Here is a 14,735-nt window from a genome sequence, read left to right on the forward strand (position 1 = left end):
GTTCTGCGAGATCAGGAGTAGCTGTGGGCGTCGTCGGGGTAGCGGCCGTCGGCGACCTCACTGCAGAAGCGGGCGAAGGCCTCGCCGAGGACCTTGTCGAGATCGGCGTACTTCTTGACGAATTTCGGCAGCCGGCCGGGCGTCAAGCCGGCCAGGTCCTGCCAGACCAGGATCTGAGCATCGCAGTGCGGTCCGGCACCGATGCCGACTGTCGGGATGCGAATTTCCTTGGTTACCCGTTGACCCAGTTCAGCTGGGACGGATTCGAGAACGATCGCGAAAGCTCCTGCGGCTTCGAGCGCCAGTGCGTCGTTGAGGAGTTGTTCGCCCGCTTCGCCACGGCCTTGCACGCGACGTACGCCGCCGAGGACGTTGACGCTCTGTGGCGTCAGACCGAGGTGACCCATGACGGGGATGCCGGCATCGGCCAGGCGTCGTACCTGCTTGCGGATGCGGCCCCCACCCTCGAGCTTGACGGCCTGCGCCCCGCCTTCCTTGAGGTGCCTGACGGCGTTGGCCAGCGCCTGTTTGGGTCCGGCCTGGTAGCTGCCGAACGGCAGATCGGCCACGACCAAAGCGGTTTCAGTACCTCGTACTACGGCCTGCACCATCGGGATCAGGTGGTCCATGGTGACGGCGATCGTGTCGGTGTGGCCGAAGACGGTCATGCCGCTCGTGTCGCCGACCAGGATCGCGCGAACGCCGGCGCGTTCCATCAGGCCCGCGGTCTGGGTGTCGTAGCTGGTCAGCATCGACCACTTCTCGCCGCGATCGGTCGCGGCTTGCAGGTCGCGAATCGTGATCCGCCGATCGGTCGGCCAGGCAGGACGGGTCAGCACAGGTGAGAGGGTCATGCAACTACTCTGTGCGCGTTACCTTGAGCTGTCAAGGTAACAACTGCCTGCTCTGGGCTTGAGTTCAGTCGTCCGGGAGGCCGAGTGCGGTGCGAAGTGTGTTGGCCCACCAGGTCCGTTGCGGACCGGGTCGCTTGGCCGCGGATTCGCTGATCCCAGCGCTGCGGCGGAAGGCGGCGCCGTAGAAGGCGTCGAGTGCGAGCGCCTGGTGGAGCGCGGCCACGGCCAGGCGAGTGTCGGCCAGTGGTCCCGGCCGCCCGACTCGGGTCCGGGTGTCGTGCAGGATCTGGACGACCGGCTCCAGGAATCCCGCGCCGGGGTCCTCCCAGCCTGCCGCGTGCAGCGCGACGGCGAGTTCGGCGTACCCCTGGTCGTAGACGCGGGCGATGGTCCGGATCAATCCGTTGATATCCGCCTGGCTGTCGGCCCAGCCGGCGACCGCCTCTTCGACCGCGCCACGGATCCGTCGGCCGCCGTGCCGGAGGAGTGCGACGAGGAGATCCTGGCGACTACCGAAATGGTGCGCGACGCCCGCATCGGTCATCCCGATCCGCTTGGCGACGGCCCGGACGCTGACGGCCTCGAGCCCCCCTTCGACAAGCAGCTCCTCCGCCGCCTGCAGAATCGCCCGGCGAGCCTCCTCAGGTGCTCTACGAATACGAGTGGCCGCCATGGAACAAGGATTCTAGTTCCTGCCTCCGGCAGTTCGCGGAGGTCAGTTGCGGGTGAGGAGGCGGGTTCGGAGGCGGTGGAGTTGTGGCATCAGGCCGTAGATGACGATCGGTACGGCGATGGTGGCGAGGACGAAGGTGCGCAGTACGGGAGTCAGGCCGCTCAGCCAGTCGTCGAGGGCGAGGTTGAGTGCGGTGAGGGTCGGGAAGACGGCCAGCCAGATCATGAAGGCCAACTGATGCTTGGTGGGCGGGCCCGGTGGTGTGGGAGGGGTGGTCGCTTCGTCGTACTGGTTCATGTCCACCAGGGTGGATCCGTACCAGCCTTCTCGCCAACGAGTGTTGCTGTTTCTGGGAATTCGCGGTGGGATGGGGCTGGTGGAAGACACCTCACCCGTCATCGCCGCCGTCCTCGGGCAGGCAGGGCCGCGACTGAAAGAGTTTCGCACCCGGCGCGGGATCACGCTGACCGAGCTGGCGGCTTCGACCGGTATCTCGAAGAGCACGCTGTCCCGGCTCGAGACCGGGCAGCGGCGGCCGACGCTGGAGTTGCTGCTCGTGCTCTCGCTGAACTACCGGGTGCCGCTGGACGACCTCGTCGGGGCGCCAGAAGTCGGTGACCCCCGCGTCCGCCTCAAGCCCGGCCGCGTCAAGGGCCGGACGGTCATCCCGCTCACCCGCCAGCCCGGCGGCCTGCAGGTGTGGAAGATCGTCATCCCGGCCGGCAATCTCACCCCCGAACCGCGTGCACACGACGGCCACGAATGGATCTACGTCCTGTCCGGGGACCTGCGGCTGGTCGTCGGCGAGCGCGACTGGGTGCTCGGAACCGGCGAGGTCGCCGAGTTCGATACCACCGTGCCGCACTGGTTCGGCAACTCCGGCGACGAGCCGGTCGAGATCCTCAGCATCTTCGCCAGGCCCGGCGAGCGGCCCCCGCGGATGCTTCGCCGGGATGACGCAACGGCCTGAAAGCGACCGACCACGTTACCGAGCCGAAGTCGTCAGGCTCCGGAGGCGGTGTTTGGCGGCTCGTTCGACGAACAGGGGGACGAAGTCGCGGATCGGATTGCCGTCGAACTCGGGCCGGCTCTCGGCGACAGCCCGCTCCACGGTGTCAGGGGAGATGTCGGGGAACACCTTCATGAGACGCTCGGCAGCCTCGGCGATTGCGCGTTCTTCTTCTGAGCGGTTCATCTTTCTACGATCCTGCGGCGCGCCGGCGAAACTCAAGGGCGTTCACCTGAAGTTCATCTCCGGACAGCAGTTCAGGCGTCGCGGAGCCGGAAGGCGAGCAGTCCCAGGAGCATCGCACCGGCGGCATAGCCGGCCAGTACGCCGAGCCCTGGCCACGGTCCGATCGCCAGCCGATCGAGGTTGGTGGTGGCCTGAATACTCAGCCCCGCCGTCATCGGTGCGAACTTCTGGAGCCGTTCCTGCCACACCGGATCGGCGACGAGTGCGGCGATCATCGGAAAGACGTAGAGCAGGGTGAGCACGCAGACGATGCTGCCGGCGGTGTCGCGAACCACGGTCGCGATGCCAAGGCTCAGCACAGCGATGAGTCCCAGGTACAGCACAGTTCCAACGGCCGCGCGCAGAGTGGCACCGTCGGCCAGTGACACCGGCGGATACCCGTTGGCTGCGGAGAATCCATTGCCGGGCAGGAGAATCCGGCCGGCGAGCAATGACCCAGCCACTCCCAGCGTGCTTGCCACCAGCACCGTTCCACAGACAACGGTTGCCTTCATCAACAAGACGGTGCTCCGGTGCGGGTTCACCGTCAACGTGGTGTGGATCAACCGATCGCCGTACTCACCGCCGACAGCCAGCACCGCCAGGACGACGACCGCGATCTGCCCGAGCCACACCCCGGTGAGGCTCAGCTTCGTGGTGTCCTCGAAGCACTCGGCCGGCGACGGGCAGCGCGAGGTACTGACCGAGCCGGTGGCCATGATCGCGACCGTCACAAGCGCCGCGACCAGGGCCAGAACGAGCCACGGTGTACTCCGAACGGTCCGCAACTTCGTCCACTCCGCTCGCATCGAGCGCCTCACACGTCCCGCCGGCGCAGCACCCAGTACGCCGCCGCCAGCGCTGCGGCGGTGTACGCGGCGAGCACGCCGAGTCCCGCCCACGGGGTGATCGCAGTGTCGTACTGCTCGACCGTCTGCTGGATCGCGAACCCGGCGGCGGGCGTCAGCCTTCCGAGCCAGAGTGCGGCGGACAACGGCAGCCCACTGCCGAGGATCTGCGGTACGAAGAGCAGCAGGACCACCACGGTGATGGCGCCGGCGCTGTGTCGCAGGATCACCCCGACCGCGAGACTGAGCACGGCGACCAGCGCGACCAGGATGGCGGTGCCCACGACGGCGCGCAGTACCGGTCCCTGGGACAGCGACGCACCGGTGAAGCCGTTGGACTCCAGGATCGGCTGGGCCAGCAGGAAGGCGCCGAGACTCGCGACCAGACCGGCGACGAAGGTGGCGCCGCCGAGCACGACCGCCTTGGCTGCCAGCACCCGGCCGCGGCGCGGCGCGGCGGCGAACGTCGACCGGATCATCCCCCGCTTGTACTCCGAACTGATCACCAGCACGCCCAGCGCGACGATCGCCATCAACCCGGCGAGCACCCCGCTCAGACTCATCTTGGCGATGTCGTCCCCGAACACGTACGGCGCGACGTCCCCCGACCCGGTCAGCGTGAAGATGCCGCCGGACTCGGTCCAGCCGCCCTCCTCGGGCAGGATCGAGCGGTTGCGTTCCTGCCAGGGACCGGCGGCCGTCGTACCGACGTTGTCGAAGACCGCACGCCCACGGGTGGGCACCATGGAGGTGTTCTCACCACCGAACTGCCGCTCGATCTCCATCCGGTGCGGCGAGGCGACGAACAGACCGGCCTCCGCGGCCGCGCCCAGCCCGGGCAACTCGACCTTGCCGACCTCGGTCCAGCCGGAACCGTCGGCGGACTCGTAACCGGTGACCGACGTGCCGGACCGGGTCAGCCGCAGCCACCGCGGCGCCCTGCCGGAACTACCGGCCACATCGTCCTTCTGGTAGTCGTGCTGCAGCCGTACGCCGTTCCGCGGGGTGACCATCATCGCCGCGTACGGCGAGCCGGAGGTGCCCGCTTGCCTGATCATCAGGCCGGCCTTGGCCCATTCGCCGCTGTCGTCCTGGGCGGCCACCCGGGCGGTGATACTGCCGTCGCCGGCCAGCGGCCGGAAAACGAAGAACCCCTCGTCCAGAAAGGCTGACGGCAACGCTGCGGCCTTGTCGCCGCCACCGGATCCCTGCGCCGAGGAACTGCTACTGGTTGCCGTGAGCAACGCGATCAAGATGGTCAGGAGCACAGCCGTCAACAGCGTCAGGCCCCAGCGCGGCACCGACCGGAGCTTGGTCCACTCGGCCAGCAGGAACCGATCGAAGCCGTCACGGCCTCGACCAACCAGCCGGTCCGGCGACGTCATCACGCCTGCTTCCCGGCAGTCGTTGTGGCGCCGAACTCGACGGCATCGCGGGTGAGTTCCATGTAGGCCTCTTCGAGCGAGGCCCGATGGCTGGAGACCTCCGACACCTGGATGCGATGCTCGGCGAGGATCGCCACGATCCGCTCCGCGGGCAGCCCCGACACCGTCATCGCACCGCGGTCCGTGCCGGCGACGGTCGCGCCGGCGTTGGCCAGGACGGTCATCGCCTCGGGCAGTTCCGGAGTGCGGAGCAGGACCCGGCCACCGGAGGCGGTCGCGAGCAGTTCGCTGACCGTGGTGTCGGCGATCAGCCGGCCGTTGCCGATGACAACGAGATGGCCGGCGCTGTCCTCCAGTTCGCTCATCAGGTGGCTGGAGATCAGGACGGCCCGGCCCTCCGCCGCCAGCGAACGCAGCAGGCCCCGGATCCACTGAATGCCTTCCGGATCGAGACCGTTCACCGGTTCGTCGAGCAACAGCACCGCTGGATCGCCGAGCAGGGCCGCTCCGATCCCGAGGCGTTGCCGCATACCCAGCGAGAAGGTTCCGGCGCGTCGGCGAGCGACCGCTGCCAGGCCGACCTGCTCCAGTACCTCGTCCACGCGCCGCGCCGGCAGGCCGTTGTACTGCGCCATCCAGAGCAGATGATCGCGGGCCCGGCGACCCGGATGGAACGCACCGGCGTCCAGCAGCGCGCCGACGTGGCGCAGCGGCGCGCGCAACGTCTGATAGCGCCGGCCGTCGATCAGCGCGGAACCCGCGTCGGTGGCGTCCAGGCCGAGAATGATCCGCATCGTCGTCGACTTGCCGGCTCCGTTCGGGCCGACAAAACCGGTGACCTGGCCAGGCCGCACGGTGAAGGACAGGTCGTCCACCGCGAGCTTGGAGCCGTAGGACTTCCGCAAGCCGCTGACTTCGATGGTTGCTGGCATGCGATCAGGCTAAGTAGCCACAGGCGGTCCGGTCGTCACACCGGCGGGCGGTTCTCGGCGTCCCGGATACCGGTGAGCCCCACCGGCAGGCATCCCTCGGGCGGGGGACGCCGTACCGGCCGGGACCGGTGACAATGGGCACTGTGACGCAGGCAGACAGGGTCGTCGACCGGGTCGCCGCGGTGGGCCGGCGGATCACCGGTACGCCGGAGTGGCCGGTCCTGGCTGCTGTCGCGCTGGGGACGGCTGCCGCGAGCGAGACCGTGATCCGGCTCCAGGGCACCGGGGCGAACCTGTCGATCGCGCTCCTGCTCGGACTTGCCACCACCGCGCCACTGGCCGCGGCGCGGGAGCACCTCGCGGTCGCGGCGACTGTTGTCGTGAGTGCCACTGTGCTGAGCCTCATCGCGTTCCAGCGAGCGACCGTGGCGGGGCTCGTCGCGCTGGGCGCCGTGGTCTGTCTTGTCGGAGCGGCTGCCGCAACCCGCCGCCGCAGGCAGCTCAAGCGAGCGGCGGCTCTCGAGGTGTCCAGCCGCGTGGTCGCGGACACCCTGCTGGAACACGCTCTGCGCGGTGAGCGGGCCCGGATCGCCCGCGAACTGCACGACGTCGTCGCCCATCACATCTCGATGATCGCCGTCCAGGCGGAGACGGCACGGTTGACCACGGCCGGCCTGCCGCCGGAAGGAGCCGACCGGCTGGTCGCGATCGGCGACACGGCCCGCGCCGCGCTCACCGAGATGCGGCGACTGCTCGGAGTACTGCGGGAGGATGCGGGCGGCGAGCCGACCCGCAAACCCCAACCAGGGCTGCAACAACTGGTCGAGCTGGTCGACGAGGCCCGCGACTCGGCCGGCGCGAGCACCCGGCTGATCGTTCACGGCACCGTCGGTCCACTCGATCCGGGCCTCGAACTGATCGCCTACCGGATCGTCCAGGAAGCGCTGACCAACGTCCGCCGGCACGCGCCCGGAGCCGCGGTGGATGTCGAGCTGGAGTACCGCGCCGACGAGCTGCGGCTGCGGGTTCGCGACAACGGCCCGGGCCCGGCTCCTGAGCAGTCGGGTGATGGCCACGGCTTGCTGGGAATGCGGGAGCGTGCCGCGACGGTCGGCGGTCGGCTGACCACCGGTCCCGCACCGGTGAACGGGTTCCAGGTCGAGGCCACCCTGCCGCGACCGGTTGCCGAGCCGGCGGTGACCGGATGACCGCCGACGTGCGCATCGTGGTGGTGGACGATCAGCAGGTCGTTCGCGACGGTTTCGCGGCGCTGCTCGGAACTCAGCAGGACTTCACCGTGGTGGCGACCGCGGGCGACGGCGCCGAGGCCGTCCGGGCCTGCGAGCTGCACCGGCCGGACGTCGTGCTGATGGATGTGCGGATGCCCGTGATGGACGGGATCGAGGCGACCGCCCGGATCACGGCAGCGGACAGCACCCGGGTGCTCATGCTGACCACCTTCGATCTCGACGAGCACGTGTACGACGCGCTGCGCGCCGGGGCGAGTGGCTTCCTGCTCAAGGACATGACGTCGGAACGGCTTTTCGACGCGGTCCGGGTGGTCGCCGCGGGAGAGGCGCTGCTGGCTCCCACAGTGACCCGCCGGCTGATCGCGGAGTTCGCGCGGTTGCGCCGTCGGTCGCCGGAATCGCCGGTACTCCTGGAGTTGCTGACCCCGCGGGAGACCGAAGTACTCCGGTTGATCGCCGAAGGGCTGTCCAACCCGGAGATCGCGGCCAGGCTGGTGGTGGGCGAGGAAACGGTCAAGACCCACGTCAGCCGGGTGCTGGCCAAGCTCGGTCTCCGGGACCGTACCCAGGCGGTGGTCGTCGCGTACGAGTCAGGGCTGGTCGTCCCCGGCGGCCGCTAGGGGCTCAGTGGTTCTCGCGGCGCTTCATCTCTTCTTCGGTCAGGACGTGGGCGCCGCTGGTCGGGATGACGATGGTTTCGGTGCCGGTGTCGTCCCAGCGGACGACGTACGGGGGTGCGCCGTCGGTGCCGCGGACCTCGAGGATCTGGCCGTGGCGTTTCGGGTCGTTCAAGTGGGCGCCTTCGATCATCAGCCAGTTGCCGGGGGTCGCCTTCATGGTCTGCTCCTCTCGGGGTGATCCGTACCTGTCTCCAGCTTTGACCGGTCCGGGCGCCGGGGCAAGGACTGGGCTTGACCTTGACGCTGCGTCAACCCTCGATCCTTGGGCTGAAGCCGAGGAAAGGTGATGACGATGGTGATCGAAGGGCCGGCGGTCCGGGTCCAGGGGCTGGAGAAGTCGTACGGCGAACTGGCGGTACTGCGGGGGGTGGACTTCGCCGTGGAGCGGGGCAGCATCTTTGCGTTGCTCGGCTCGAACGGGGCGGGCAAAACCACGATCGTGCGGATCCTCGCCACGCTGCTGAAGCCCGACGCGGGTACGGCCGGCGTCAACGGTTTCGACGTCGGCACGCAACCGGCGCAGGTGCGGGAGTTGATCAGCCTGACCGGCCAGTTCGCGGCCGTCGACAACGTCCTCAGCGGGCGGGAGAATCTCGTCCTGATCGCCAAACTGCGGCATCTCCCGGATCCGGGCGCGGTCGCCGACGACCTGCTCCGTCGGTTCTCGCTGACCGACGCGGGCGCGCGGAAGGTCTCGACGTACTCCGGGGGTATGCGGCGCCGGCTGGACATCGCGATGAGCCTGATCGGGGATCCGCCGGTGATCTTCCTGGACGAGCCGACGACCGGGCTCGACCCCGAGGCGCGGATCGAGGTGTGGGAAACCGTGAAGGGGCTGGCGGGACGCGGTACGACGGTGCTGCTCACGACGCAGCATCTCGAGGAGGCCGAGCAGCTCGCCGGCCGGATCGCGATCCTGCACCAGGGCCGGATCATCGTGAACGGCACGCTCGCCGAGCTCAAGCAACTGCTGCCACCGGCCAAGGTCGAGTACGTCGAGAAGCAGCCGACCCTCGAAGACGTCTTCTTCGCCGTCGTCGGCACAACCGGAAAGGACGGCGAATGACCATGGCGAGCTACTTCCTCGGTGACACCGCGGCCCTGACCGGACGGACCCTGCGCCACGTCACCCGCAGTATCGACACCATCATCACGACCGCGATCATGCCGATCGCGATGATGCTGATGTTCGTCTACGTGTTCGGTGGCGCGATCGAGACCGGCCCGGCGAAGTACATCGACTACATGCTGCCCGGCATCCTGCTGATCACGATCGCGTCGGGCATCTCCTACACCGCGTTCCGGCTGTTCACGGATCTGGAGAGCGGGATCTTCGAGCGGTTCCAGTCGATGCCGATCGCGCGCTCAGGCGTGCTGTGGGCCCACGTCCTGACCTCGCTGGTCGCCAACGTGATCTCGCTGGTGATCGTGGTGGCCGTCGCCGTGCTGATGGGCTTCCGCTCCGGCGCCGCAGTATCGGCCTGGCTCGGCGTGGTCGGCATCCTGGTCCTGTTCACCCTCGCGCTGACCTGGCTCGCCGTGATCGCCGGCCTGTCCGCGGGATCGGTCGAGGGCGCGGGTGTCTTCTCGTACCCGCTCATCTTCCTGCCGTTCCTCAGCTCGGCGTTCGTGCCGACTCAGACCATGCCCGGCCCGGTGCGCTGGTTCGCCGAGAACCAGCCGGTGACGTCGATCGTCAACACGCTCCGGAACCTCTTCGCCGAGCAGCCGGTGGGTGACGACCTCTGGATCGCGCTGGCCTGGTGCGTGGGAATCCTCGTCGTGGCGTACTTCTTCGCGATGACCGCCTATCGCCGGAAGATTGCCTGAGGCAAGGTAAGGCCATGCTCACGATCAGCCAGCTGGCCCGGTACGCCGGGGTGACGGTGCGGGCGGTTCGCCACTACCACCAGATCGGGTTGCTCCCGGAGCCCGAGCGCAACGACTCGGGGTACCGGACCTACAACGCGGCGGCGGTTGCGCGGCTGATCCGGATTCGCACGCTGGCCGATGCCGGTGTGCCGCTCGCCCGGGTGCAGGAGCTTCTCGACGCCAGTACGGAGCAGTTCGCCGAGGGCATCCAGGAGATCGACAAGGAGCTGCGGGCAGAGGTACGGCGGCTGCAGGACACCCGCAAACGGCTGGCCCGGCTCGCGACCGGTGAACACCTCGCGCTGCCGCGGAGCGTCGTGGGGTACCTCGACCGGCTGCGTGCTCTCGGCGTCGGGGAGTGGTACATCGAACAGGAGCGGGACGCGTGGATCATGGTCGCCGCCCAGGTTCCCGACCAGATCGACGTGGTGATGGCCAAGAAGCACGAGGATCTGAACGACCCCGACATGGTGCGGCTCTACGCCCTGATCGACGGGATGCAGGACTGCACGGTCGACGATCCGCGGGTGGTCGAGTTCGCCGACGTCCTCGAGCGGCTGGTGATCCGCGCGGTGGAAGCCGGCGAGGTGGGCGACGACGGGTTCGAGCAGCCCTTCGTCGAGCTGCTGGACGCGACCGTGGTCGAGGCTTCGCCGGTCGCGGAGCGGATTCTGTCGATCCTGGCGGAGCGGGGCTGGAAGGGCTGGACCCGGATCGAGCGGGTGCAGAAAATCTAACCTGGCCGGATTAGACATTGCTGCGTGGTCTGTGTAGTGTTCCTCGTGTTGACAGAGAAGAACAGCAAGGCTGACGTGGACAGCTTCCGATCTGTCCAAAATTCCTGAAGTACGTAGTACGGCGGACTCCGCCGGGCCGATCGGTGAAGGGGCCTGGGTTTCGCGCCAGGATCCGTCAGAGTCGCTGGAGCCAGTGGTCGCAAGGGGTTCCCGGCTTGACCGGATGCATGATGTGCACATTGCAGTTCGCAGTTTTGTAGTTGTAGTTCGCAGTTTTGTAGTCAGCAGTTGCAGTTGTAGTTCCGTACTCGGGCCCCGGTGCTTCGGCACCGGGGCCCTTCGGCATGGAGGCGCGATGACCCCAGATCTGTGCACGGAGGCCAGATGACCACAGCCCCGACCACCGGGCCGGCCAGTTTCGACGATGACGACTACCCCGCCTACACGATGGGCCGGGCCGCGGAGATGCTCGGGACGACGCCCGGGTTTCTGCGCAGTCTCGACGAGGCGAAGCTGATCACCCCGCAGCGGTCCGACGGCGGACACCGCCGGTACTCCCGCTACCAGCTGCGGCTGGCCGCCCGTGCGCGCGAACTCGTCGACCAGGGCACCGCGCTCGAGGCAGCCTGCCGGATCATCATCTTGGAGGATCAACTCGCCGAGGCGCTGCGAATCAACGAGCAGCGGCGCGAACAGGGCTGACCCTGACGCCGGGTCAGGCGCAGAGCGGGCGCGAAGAGCACGTGTGCAGACAGGCGTAGAGAGCAGGAGGAACGAGGATGGCCTGGTTGGTGCTGGTGGTCTCGGGCGCTCTCGAGGCGGTCTGGGCAACGGCTCTGGGGAAGTCCGAGGGGTTCACCAAACTCGTTCCGACGGTGGTGTTCGTCGTGGCACTCGCCCTGAGTATGGGCGGTCTCGCCTTCGCCATGCGCGATCTCCCGGTCGGTACGTCGTACGCCGTCTGGGTCGGGATCGGCGCCGTGCTCACCGTCGCCTACGCGATGGCGTTCGACGGCGAGCCGGCCTCCGTCCTGAAAATCCTCTTTCTGGCCGGCATCATCGGCTGCGTCCTGGGCCTCAAGCTGACCCACTGATCGCGTCTGCCCGAGCTGACCGCGGCGAGTTGTAGCCTCGGTTCATGGACCCCGTCTTCTGGCGTGAAGAGTCCGAGCTGGGCACGTGGACGCAGGCCGTCTGCCGGCCCGGTGCGCTCGCGGGTCTGGTCCAGTCCGTCTGGCTTTTCGACGGGAAGCTCGAACAGCGGCAGCGGCTCTATCCGACGGGTGAACTCGACCTGATCGTGCAGTTGGACGCTCCGTTTCGCGTGGTCGAGGGCCAGCCCGCCGGAGCGTGTCCGGCATCGTGCCTGACCGGGATGCTCGTGGCGCCACTCGTGATCGACACGCCCGCGAAGTCGCGCCTACTCGGCGTACGGCTTCGGCCCGCGGGGGCTTTCGCGCTCTTCGGTGTTCCGCAGTACGAGCTGACCGGGGCAGCGGTCGATCTGCACGACATCATCGGCAGCGAGGCGCGGCGGCTCGCCGAGCAGCTCGACGAGGCGGGCTCAGATGTGGAGCGCATGCGGCTGCTGGTCCGCTGGATCACGCAGCGGCTCGCGGACCACACCACGACCGATCCGGCGGTCGCCTACGCCGTGGCCGAGATCGAAAGCACCGGCGGGAAGCTGCCGATCGGGAAGATCGTCGAGCGGGTCGGCGCCTCGCCGAAGCGTTTCACCAGCCTGTTCGAGCAGCAGGTCGGCGTGAAACCCAAACTGTTCTCCCGCATCATCCGCTTCCGCGAACTGGCGGCCGCACTCCCTGCCGCTCCAGATCCGTTGAGCGAAACAGCGCTCAAGCACGGGTACTACGACCACGCGCACATGAACCTGGAATTCCGGGAGTTCGCGGGAATGTCACCCAGCCAGTTCCGCACCGCCACCCCGTATCCCGAATCCCTCGCCCAGGCGCTGGCCGACTGAGCACCGGCCGGTTTTTTCCAAGACGCGAGCTCTCGATGTCCTTAGCCTGGAGGCGTTCAGACGCCGAAATCGGAGGAGCGCACCTCAATGGAATCGAACTTTGTGAATGTGGTCGGCGTGCTGCCCGTCACCGATCACGCGGAGGCGGTGACGTGGTACCAGAAGTGGATCGGGCGCGGTCCTGATGTCAAGCCGATGGATGGCGTCGCCGAATGGCAGTTGGCCGAGAAGGCCTGGATCCAGGTGGCCGTCAATCCCGAGGCGGCCGGCGGTAGCACTGTGGTCGTCGGCGTCGTGGATGTCGCCAAGCAGTGCTCCGACTGCGCGGCTGCCGGCGTGGAGGTGGTCGAGGTGAACGACTACGGTTTCATCAAGCTGGCCGAGGCGGTGGACCCCGCGGGGAACAAGATCATCTTCGTCCAGGAAGTGCAGCAGGCCTGACGAGGAGAACCACCGTAGATGATCACCTGTGTTGTCGACTACGTGATCGATCCGGCGAAGATCGAGGCGTTCGAGGAGTTCGGCCGGCGCTGGGTCGAGCTGGTGAATCGCCATGGCGGCACCCATCACGGCTACTACCTGCCGAGTGAGGGCGCCAGTGACCGGGCCATCGCGTTGTTCAGTTTCCCGAGCTTCGCGGCGTACGAGAAGTACCGGGAACTGTTCGGTGTCGACCCGGACTTCCTTGCCGCGGACAAGATCAGGAACGACAGCGGCTGCGTACTCCGCTACGACCGGACCTTCATGCGCCCACTCGCGGACTGAGGCGCGAGACGGTCAGGGGTCGGCGTCGTACTGGACGCGGGATTTCGCGATGTACTCGCGGTGTTCCTCGGCCCACTGGATGAGCGCGGCGACCTGGCCGGAGAGGGTTCTGCCGACCTCGGTGAGCGCGTAGTCGACGCGTGGGGGTGAGGTCGGGGTGACCGTGCGGGTGACCAGGCCGTCGCGTTCCAGGCTGCGCAGGGTGAGGGTGAGCATGCGCGCGGACGCGGCCAGCGCCGTCGCCGACTTCACCACCGGAACCGTTGGCAAACTCGCCATCATGATCTGACCCGCTGGGTAGGTTGAGCGGATGACCGATGCGTTGGTACTGCGCTATCTGCGGCTGGGGTTGCGGCTCGGGCGGCACGACGAGAGCGTTGTCGATGCGTACTTCGGTCCGCCCGGGCCGGCCGCCGAGATCGCGGCCGAGGAGCCTGCCGATCCTCGGGAGCTGGTGGACGAGGCCGACGCATTGCTGGCGGAGTTGGGCGACTCCTGGCTGCGCGATCAGGTCGCGGCTCTGCGGGTCTTCGCGGGTGGGCTTGCGGGGGAGCAGCGCTCGTACGCCGATGAGGTCGAGGGCTGTTACGGCGTACGGCCGGAACACACCGACGAGTCGGTGTTTGCCCAAGCACACAAGCGACTTGACGATCTCCTGCCGGGTGCGGGGTCGTTGGGGGAGCGTTTCGATCAGTGGCGGTCGGCAACCGTCGTACCGCCGGAATTGATCGAGCGACTGACGACAGCGGTGATCGATGAGGCGCGGGAGCAGACCCGTGCGCTGGTCGACCTGCCCAAGGGGGAGGGCATCGAGCTGGAGTTCGTCCGGGACGTGTCGTGGAGCGGCTACAACACCTACCTCGGCAACATGCGCGGGGAGGTCTCGGTGAACGTCGGCCAGCCGTTGCCCGCAATGGATCTGCTGGTGACCGTGCTGCACGAGACGTACCCGGGACACCAGGCCGAGCGGTCCTGCCATGAGCACCACCTCGTCCGCGGTCGGGGTCTGGTCGAGGAGACGCTGGTGCTTGGGCCAGCGCCGCAATCGGTGATCTCCGAAGGCATCGGTCAGTTGGCGCCGCAACTCCTGCTGGCGGGCGAGGGCGGCGTACGGTTCGCGGAGATCCTGCAGCGGGCGGGCATTGCGATCGACCTGGCGCGGGAACTGGCCATCGCCGAGGCGCGGGAGCAGTGCCGGTGGGTCGACGTGAACGCGGCGCTGATGCTGCACGAAGCTGGTGCGACCGTCGAGGAGATCTGCGCGTACGTCGAGCACTGGGCCGCCGTCCCGCCCGAGCTCGCGGCGAATCTGGTGCGGTTCGTGAACGACCCGTCGTCGCGCAGCTATGTCCTGAACTATCCGGCCGGCCTTCGCCTGGTCGCCGGCTATGTGGCCGGGGATCCCGCGAAGTTCCGCCGCCTGCTGACCGAGCAACTCCGGATAGGCGACTTGATCTGAGGCCAGATGTTCACTTTCCGTGACAGTGGGTACCGGCCCGGTGACGGTAGACGGGGACAGCTGGA

21 protein-coding genes are annotated in these 14,735 nt (G+C 68.0%); 12 read left to right on the forward strand and 9 right to left on the reverse strand.

The annotated features are described in order from the left end of the window. Window positions 1-11 precede the first annotated feature (11 nt). The 3 genes from panB to ACQPYM_RS06005 form a co-directional block, all read right to left on the reverse strand. Complete coding sequence (panB, locus tag ACQPYM_RS05995; RefSeq protein WP_433016049.1) at window positions 12-854, reverse strand: 3-methyl-2-oxobutanoate hydroxymethyltransferase; 843 nt, start codon at window positions 852-854, stop codon at window positions 12-14. 64 nt (window positions 855-918) lie between these two features. After that, window positions 919-1,527 (reverse strand): TetR/AcrR family transcriptional regulator, encoded by a 609-nt coding sequence (locus tag ACQPYM_RS06000; protein WP_433016052.1) that lies wholly within the window; start codon window positions 1,525-1,527, stop codon window positions 919-921. Between the two features lie 42 nt (window positions 1,528-1,569). After that, entirely contained in the window at window positions 1,570-1,824 is a 255-nt protein-coding gene (locus ACQPYM_RS06005) for a hypothetical protein (RefSeq protein ID WP_433016055.1), read from the reverse strand. A gap of 70 nt (window positions 1,825-1,894) precedes the next feature. Here ACQPYM_RS06005 and ACQPYM_RS06010 point away from each other — a divergent pair, with 70 nt between their 5' ends. Beyond that, window positions 1,895-2,497 (forward strand): helix-turn-helix domain-containing protein, encoded by a 603-nt coding sequence (locus ACQPYM_RS06010; RefSeq protein WP_433016058.1) that lies wholly within the window; start codon window positions 1,895-1,897, stop codon window positions 2,495-2,497. 15 nt (window positions 2,498-2,512) lie between these two features. Here ACQPYM_RS06010 and ACQPYM_RS06015 read toward each other — a convergent pair whose 3' ends face one another. The 4 genes from ACQPYM_RS06015 to ACQPYM_RS06030 all read right to left on the reverse strand — a co-directional run bounded on the left by ACQPYM_RS06015 (window position 2,513) and on the right by ACQPYM_RS06030 (window position 5,926). Then, window positions 2,513-2,722, reverse strand: a complete 210-nt coding sequence (locus tag ACQPYM_RS06015) for a three-helix bundle dimerization domain-containing protein (protein WP_433016061.1) — start codon at window positions 2,720-2,722, stop codon at window positions 2,513-2,515. A gap of 71 nt (window positions 2,723-2,793) precedes the next feature. Beyond that, complete coding sequence (locus ACQPYM_RS06020; RefSeq protein ID WP_433016064.1) at window positions 2,794-3,570, reverse strand: ABC transporter permease; 777 nt, start codon at window positions 3,568-3,570, stop codon at window positions 2,794-2,796. An 8-nt stretch (window positions 3,571-3,578) separates the two neighbouring features. Further along, entirely contained in the window at window positions 3,579-4,994 is a 1,416-nt protein-coding gene (locus tag ACQPYM_RS06025) for an ABC transporter permease subunit (protein ID WP_433016067.1), read from the reverse strand. Continuing rightward, a complete protein-coding gene (locus ACQPYM_RS06030) occupies window positions 4,994-5,926 on the reverse strand; it encodes an ABC transporter ATP-binding protein (RefSeq protein ID WP_433016070.1) in 933 nt (310 codons plus the stop codon). Before ACQPYM_RS06030 ends, ACQPYM_RS06025 begins: the two co-directional genes overlap by 1 nt. A 143-nt stretch (window positions 5,927-6,069) precedes the next feature. Here ACQPYM_RS06030 and ACQPYM_RS06035 point away from each other — a divergent pair, with 143 nt between their 5' ends. After that, a complete protein-coding gene (locus ACQPYM_RS06035) occupies window positions 6,070-7,134 on the forward strand; it encodes a sensor histidine kinase (protein ID WP_433016073.1) in 1,065 nt (354 codons plus the stop codon). Continuing rightward, window positions 7,131-7,796, forward strand: a complete 666-nt coding sequence (locus tag ACQPYM_RS06040; protein WP_433016076.1) for a response regulator — start codon at window positions 7,131-7,133, stop codon at window positions 7,794-7,796. Before ACQPYM_RS06035 ends, ACQPYM_RS06040 begins: the two co-directional genes overlap by 4 nt. A gap of 4 nt (window positions 7,797-7,800) precedes the next feature. Here ACQPYM_RS06040 and ACQPYM_RS06045 read toward each other — a convergent pair whose 3' ends face one another. Then, window positions 7,801-8,013 (reverse strand): DUF1918 domain-containing protein, encoded by a 213-nt coding sequence (locus tag ACQPYM_RS06045; protein ID WP_433016079.1) that lies wholly within the window; start codon window positions 8,011-8,013, stop codon window positions 7,801-7,803. Between the two features lie 129 nt (window positions 8,014-8,142). Between ACQPYM_RS06045 and ACQPYM_RS06050 the strand changes: the two genes are divergently transcribed. The 8 genes from ACQPYM_RS06050 to ACQPYM_RS06085 all read left to right on the forward strand — a co-directional run bounded on the left by ACQPYM_RS06050 (window position 8,143) and on the right by ACQPYM_RS06085 (window position 13,211). Continuing rightward, window positions 8,143-8,922: an ABC transporter ATP-binding protein gene (locus ACQPYM_RS06050; protein WP_433016082.1), complete on the forward strand. Its 780-nt coding sequence runs from the start codon at window positions 8,143-8,145 to the stop codon at window positions 8,920-8,922. Next, the gene (locus ACQPYM_RS06055) at window positions 8,919-9,686 is read left to right on the forward strand and encodes an ABC transporter permease (protein WP_433016085.1); all 768 of its coding nucleotides are present in this window, start codon (window positions 8,919-8,921) and stop codon (window positions 9,684-9,686) included. Before ACQPYM_RS06050 ends, ACQPYM_RS06055 begins: the two co-directional genes overlap by 4 nt. A 14-nt stretch (window positions 9,687-9,700) precedes the next feature. Then, window positions 9,701-10,465, forward strand: a complete 765-nt coding sequence (locus ACQPYM_RS06060) for a MerR family transcriptional regulator (RefSeq protein WP_433016088.1) — start codon at window positions 9,701-9,703, stop codon at window positions 10,463-10,465. Between the two features lie 384 nt (window positions 10,466-10,849). Next, window positions 10,850-11,167, forward strand: coding sequence for a MerR family transcriptional regulator (locus ACQPYM_RS06065; RefSeq protein ID WP_433016091.1), 318 nt, complete (start codon window positions 10,850-10,852; stop codon window positions 11,165-11,167). Window positions 11,168-11,244: 77 nt separating this feature from the next. Then, window positions 11,245-11,559, forward strand: coding sequence for a DMT family transporter (locus tag ACQPYM_RS06070; RefSeq protein ID WP_433016094.1), 315 nt, complete (start codon window positions 11,245-11,247; stop codon window positions 11,557-11,559). Between the two features lie 44 nt (window positions 11,560-11,603). Continuing rightward, window positions 11,604-12,446: a helix-turn-helix domain-containing protein gene (locus ACQPYM_RS06075; protein WP_433016097.1), complete on the forward strand. Its 843-nt coding sequence runs from the start codon at window positions 11,604-11,606 to the stop codon at window positions 12,444-12,446. 87 nt (window positions 12,447-12,533) lie between these two features. Next, entirely contained in the window at window positions 12,534-12,887 is a 354-nt protein-coding gene (locus ACQPYM_RS06080) for a hypothetical protein (protein ID WP_433016100.1), read from the forward strand. An 18-nt stretch (window positions 12,888-12,905) separates the two neighbouring features. Continuing rightward, window positions 12,906-13,211: an NIPSNAP family protein gene (locus ACQPYM_RS06085; protein WP_433016103.1), complete on the forward strand. Its 306-nt coding sequence runs from the start codon at window positions 12,906-12,908 to the stop codon at window positions 13,209-13,211. A 12-nt stretch (window positions 13,212-13,223) separates the two neighbouring features. Here the strand turns inward: ACQPYM_RS06085 and ACQPYM_RS06090 are convergent, their stop codons facing one another. After that, complete coding sequence (locus tag ACQPYM_RS06090; RefSeq protein WP_433016106.1) at window positions 13,224-13,481, reverse strand: winged helix-turn-helix transcriptional regulator; 258 nt, start codon at window positions 13,479-13,481, stop codon at window positions 13,224-13,226. A gap of 40 nt (window positions 13,482-13,521) precedes the next feature. On the opposite strand from ACQPYM_RS06090, the gene ACQPYM_RS06095 reads away from it, so the two are divergent. Further along, a complete protein-coding gene (locus ACQPYM_RS06095; RefSeq protein WP_433016109.1) occupies window positions 13,522-14,670 on the forward strand; it encodes a hypothetical protein in 1,149 nt (382 codons plus the stop codon). Window positions 14,671-14,735: the final 65 nt, after the last annotated feature.

This window comes from Kribbella sp. CA-294648, from assembly GCF_050943845.1.
GTDB lineage: Bacteria > Actinomycetota > Actinomycetes > Propionibacteriales > Kribbellaceae > Kribbella.

What these genes read in the sequence shown, in the direction of transcription:
- panB (WP_433016049.1), bottom strand. Translation starts at nt 854, where the DNA reads ATGACCCTCTCACCTGTGCTGACCCGTCCTGCCTGGCCGACCGATCGG.
- ACQPYM_RS06000 (WP_433016052.1), bottom strand. Translation starts at nt 1,527, where the DNA reads ATGGCGGCCACTCGTATTCGTAGAGCACCTGAGGAGGCTCGCCGGGCG.
- ACQPYM_RS06005 (WP_433016055.1), bottom strand. Translation starts at nt 1,824, where the DNA reads ATGAACCAGTACGACGAAGCGACCACCCCTCCCACACCACCGGGCCCG.
- ACQPYM_RS06010 (WP_433016058.1), top strand. Translation starts at nt 1,895, where the DNA reads ATGGGGCTGGTGGAAGACACCTCACCCGTCATCGCCGCCGTCCTCGGG.
- ACQPYM_RS06015 (WP_433016061.1), bottom strand. Translation starts at nt 2,722, where the DNA reads ATGAACCGCTCAGAAGAAGAACGCGCAATCGCCGAGGCTGCCGAGCGT.
- ACQPYM_RS06020 (WP_433016064.1), bottom strand. Translation starts at nt 3,570, where the DNA reads ATGCGAGCGGAGTGGACGAAGTTGCGGACCGTTCGGAGTACACCGTGG.
- ACQPYM_RS06025 (WP_433016067.1), bottom strand. Translation starts at nt 4,994, where the DNA reads ATGACGTCGCCGGACCGGCTGGTTGGTCGAGGCCGTGACGGCTTCGAT.
- ACQPYM_RS06030 (WP_433016070.1), bottom strand. Translation starts at nt 5,926, where the DNA reads ATGCCAGCAACCATCGAAGTCAGCGGCTTGCGGAAGTCCTACGGCTCC.
- ACQPYM_RS06040 (WP_433016076.1), top strand. Translation starts at nt 7,131, where the DNA reads ATGACCGCCGACGTGCGCATCGTGGTGGTGGACGATCAGCAGGTCGTT.
- ACQPYM_RS06045 (WP_433016079.1), bottom strand. Translation starts at nt 8,013, where the DNA reads ATGAAGGCGACCCCCGGCAACTGGCTGATGATCGAAGGCGCCCACTTG.
- ACQPYM_RS06050 (WP_433016082.1), top strand. Translation starts at nt 8,143, where the DNA reads ATGACGATGGTGATCGAAGGGCCGGCGGTCCGGGTCCAGGGGCTGGAG.
- ACQPYM_RS06055 (WP_433016085.1), top strand. Translation starts at nt 8,919, where the DNA reads ATGACCATGGCGAGCTACTTCCTCGGTGACACCGCGGCCCTGACCGGA.
- ACQPYM_RS06060 (WP_433016088.1), top strand. Translation starts at nt 9,701, where the DNA reads ATGCTCACGATCAGCCAGCTGGCCCGGTACGCCGGGGTGACGGTGCGG.
- ACQPYM_RS06065 (WP_433016091.1), top strand. Translation starts at nt 10,850, where the DNA reads ATGACCACAGCCCCGACCACCGGGCCGGCCAGTTTCGACGATGACGAC.
- ACQPYM_RS06070 (WP_433016094.1), top strand. Translation starts at nt 11,245, where the DNA reads ATGGCCTGGTTGGTGCTGGTGGTCTCGGGCGCTCTCGAGGCGGTCTGG.
- ACQPYM_RS06075 (WP_433016097.1), top strand. Translation starts at nt 11,604, where the DNA reads ATGGACCCCGTCTTCTGGCGTGAAGAGTCCGAGCTGGGCACGTGGACG.
- ACQPYM_RS06080 (WP_433016100.1), top strand. Translation starts at nt 12,534, where the DNA reads ATGGAATCGAACTTTGTGAATGTGGTCGGCGTGCTGCCCGTCACCGAT.
- ACQPYM_RS06085 (WP_433016103.1), top strand. Translation starts at nt 12,906, where the DNA reads ATGATCACCTGTGTTGTCGACTACGTGATCGATCCGGCGAAGATCGAG.
- ACQPYM_RS06095 (WP_433016109.1), top strand. Translation starts at nt 13,522, where the DNA reads ATGACCGATGCGTTGGTACTGCGCTATCTGCGGCTGGGGTTGCGGCTC.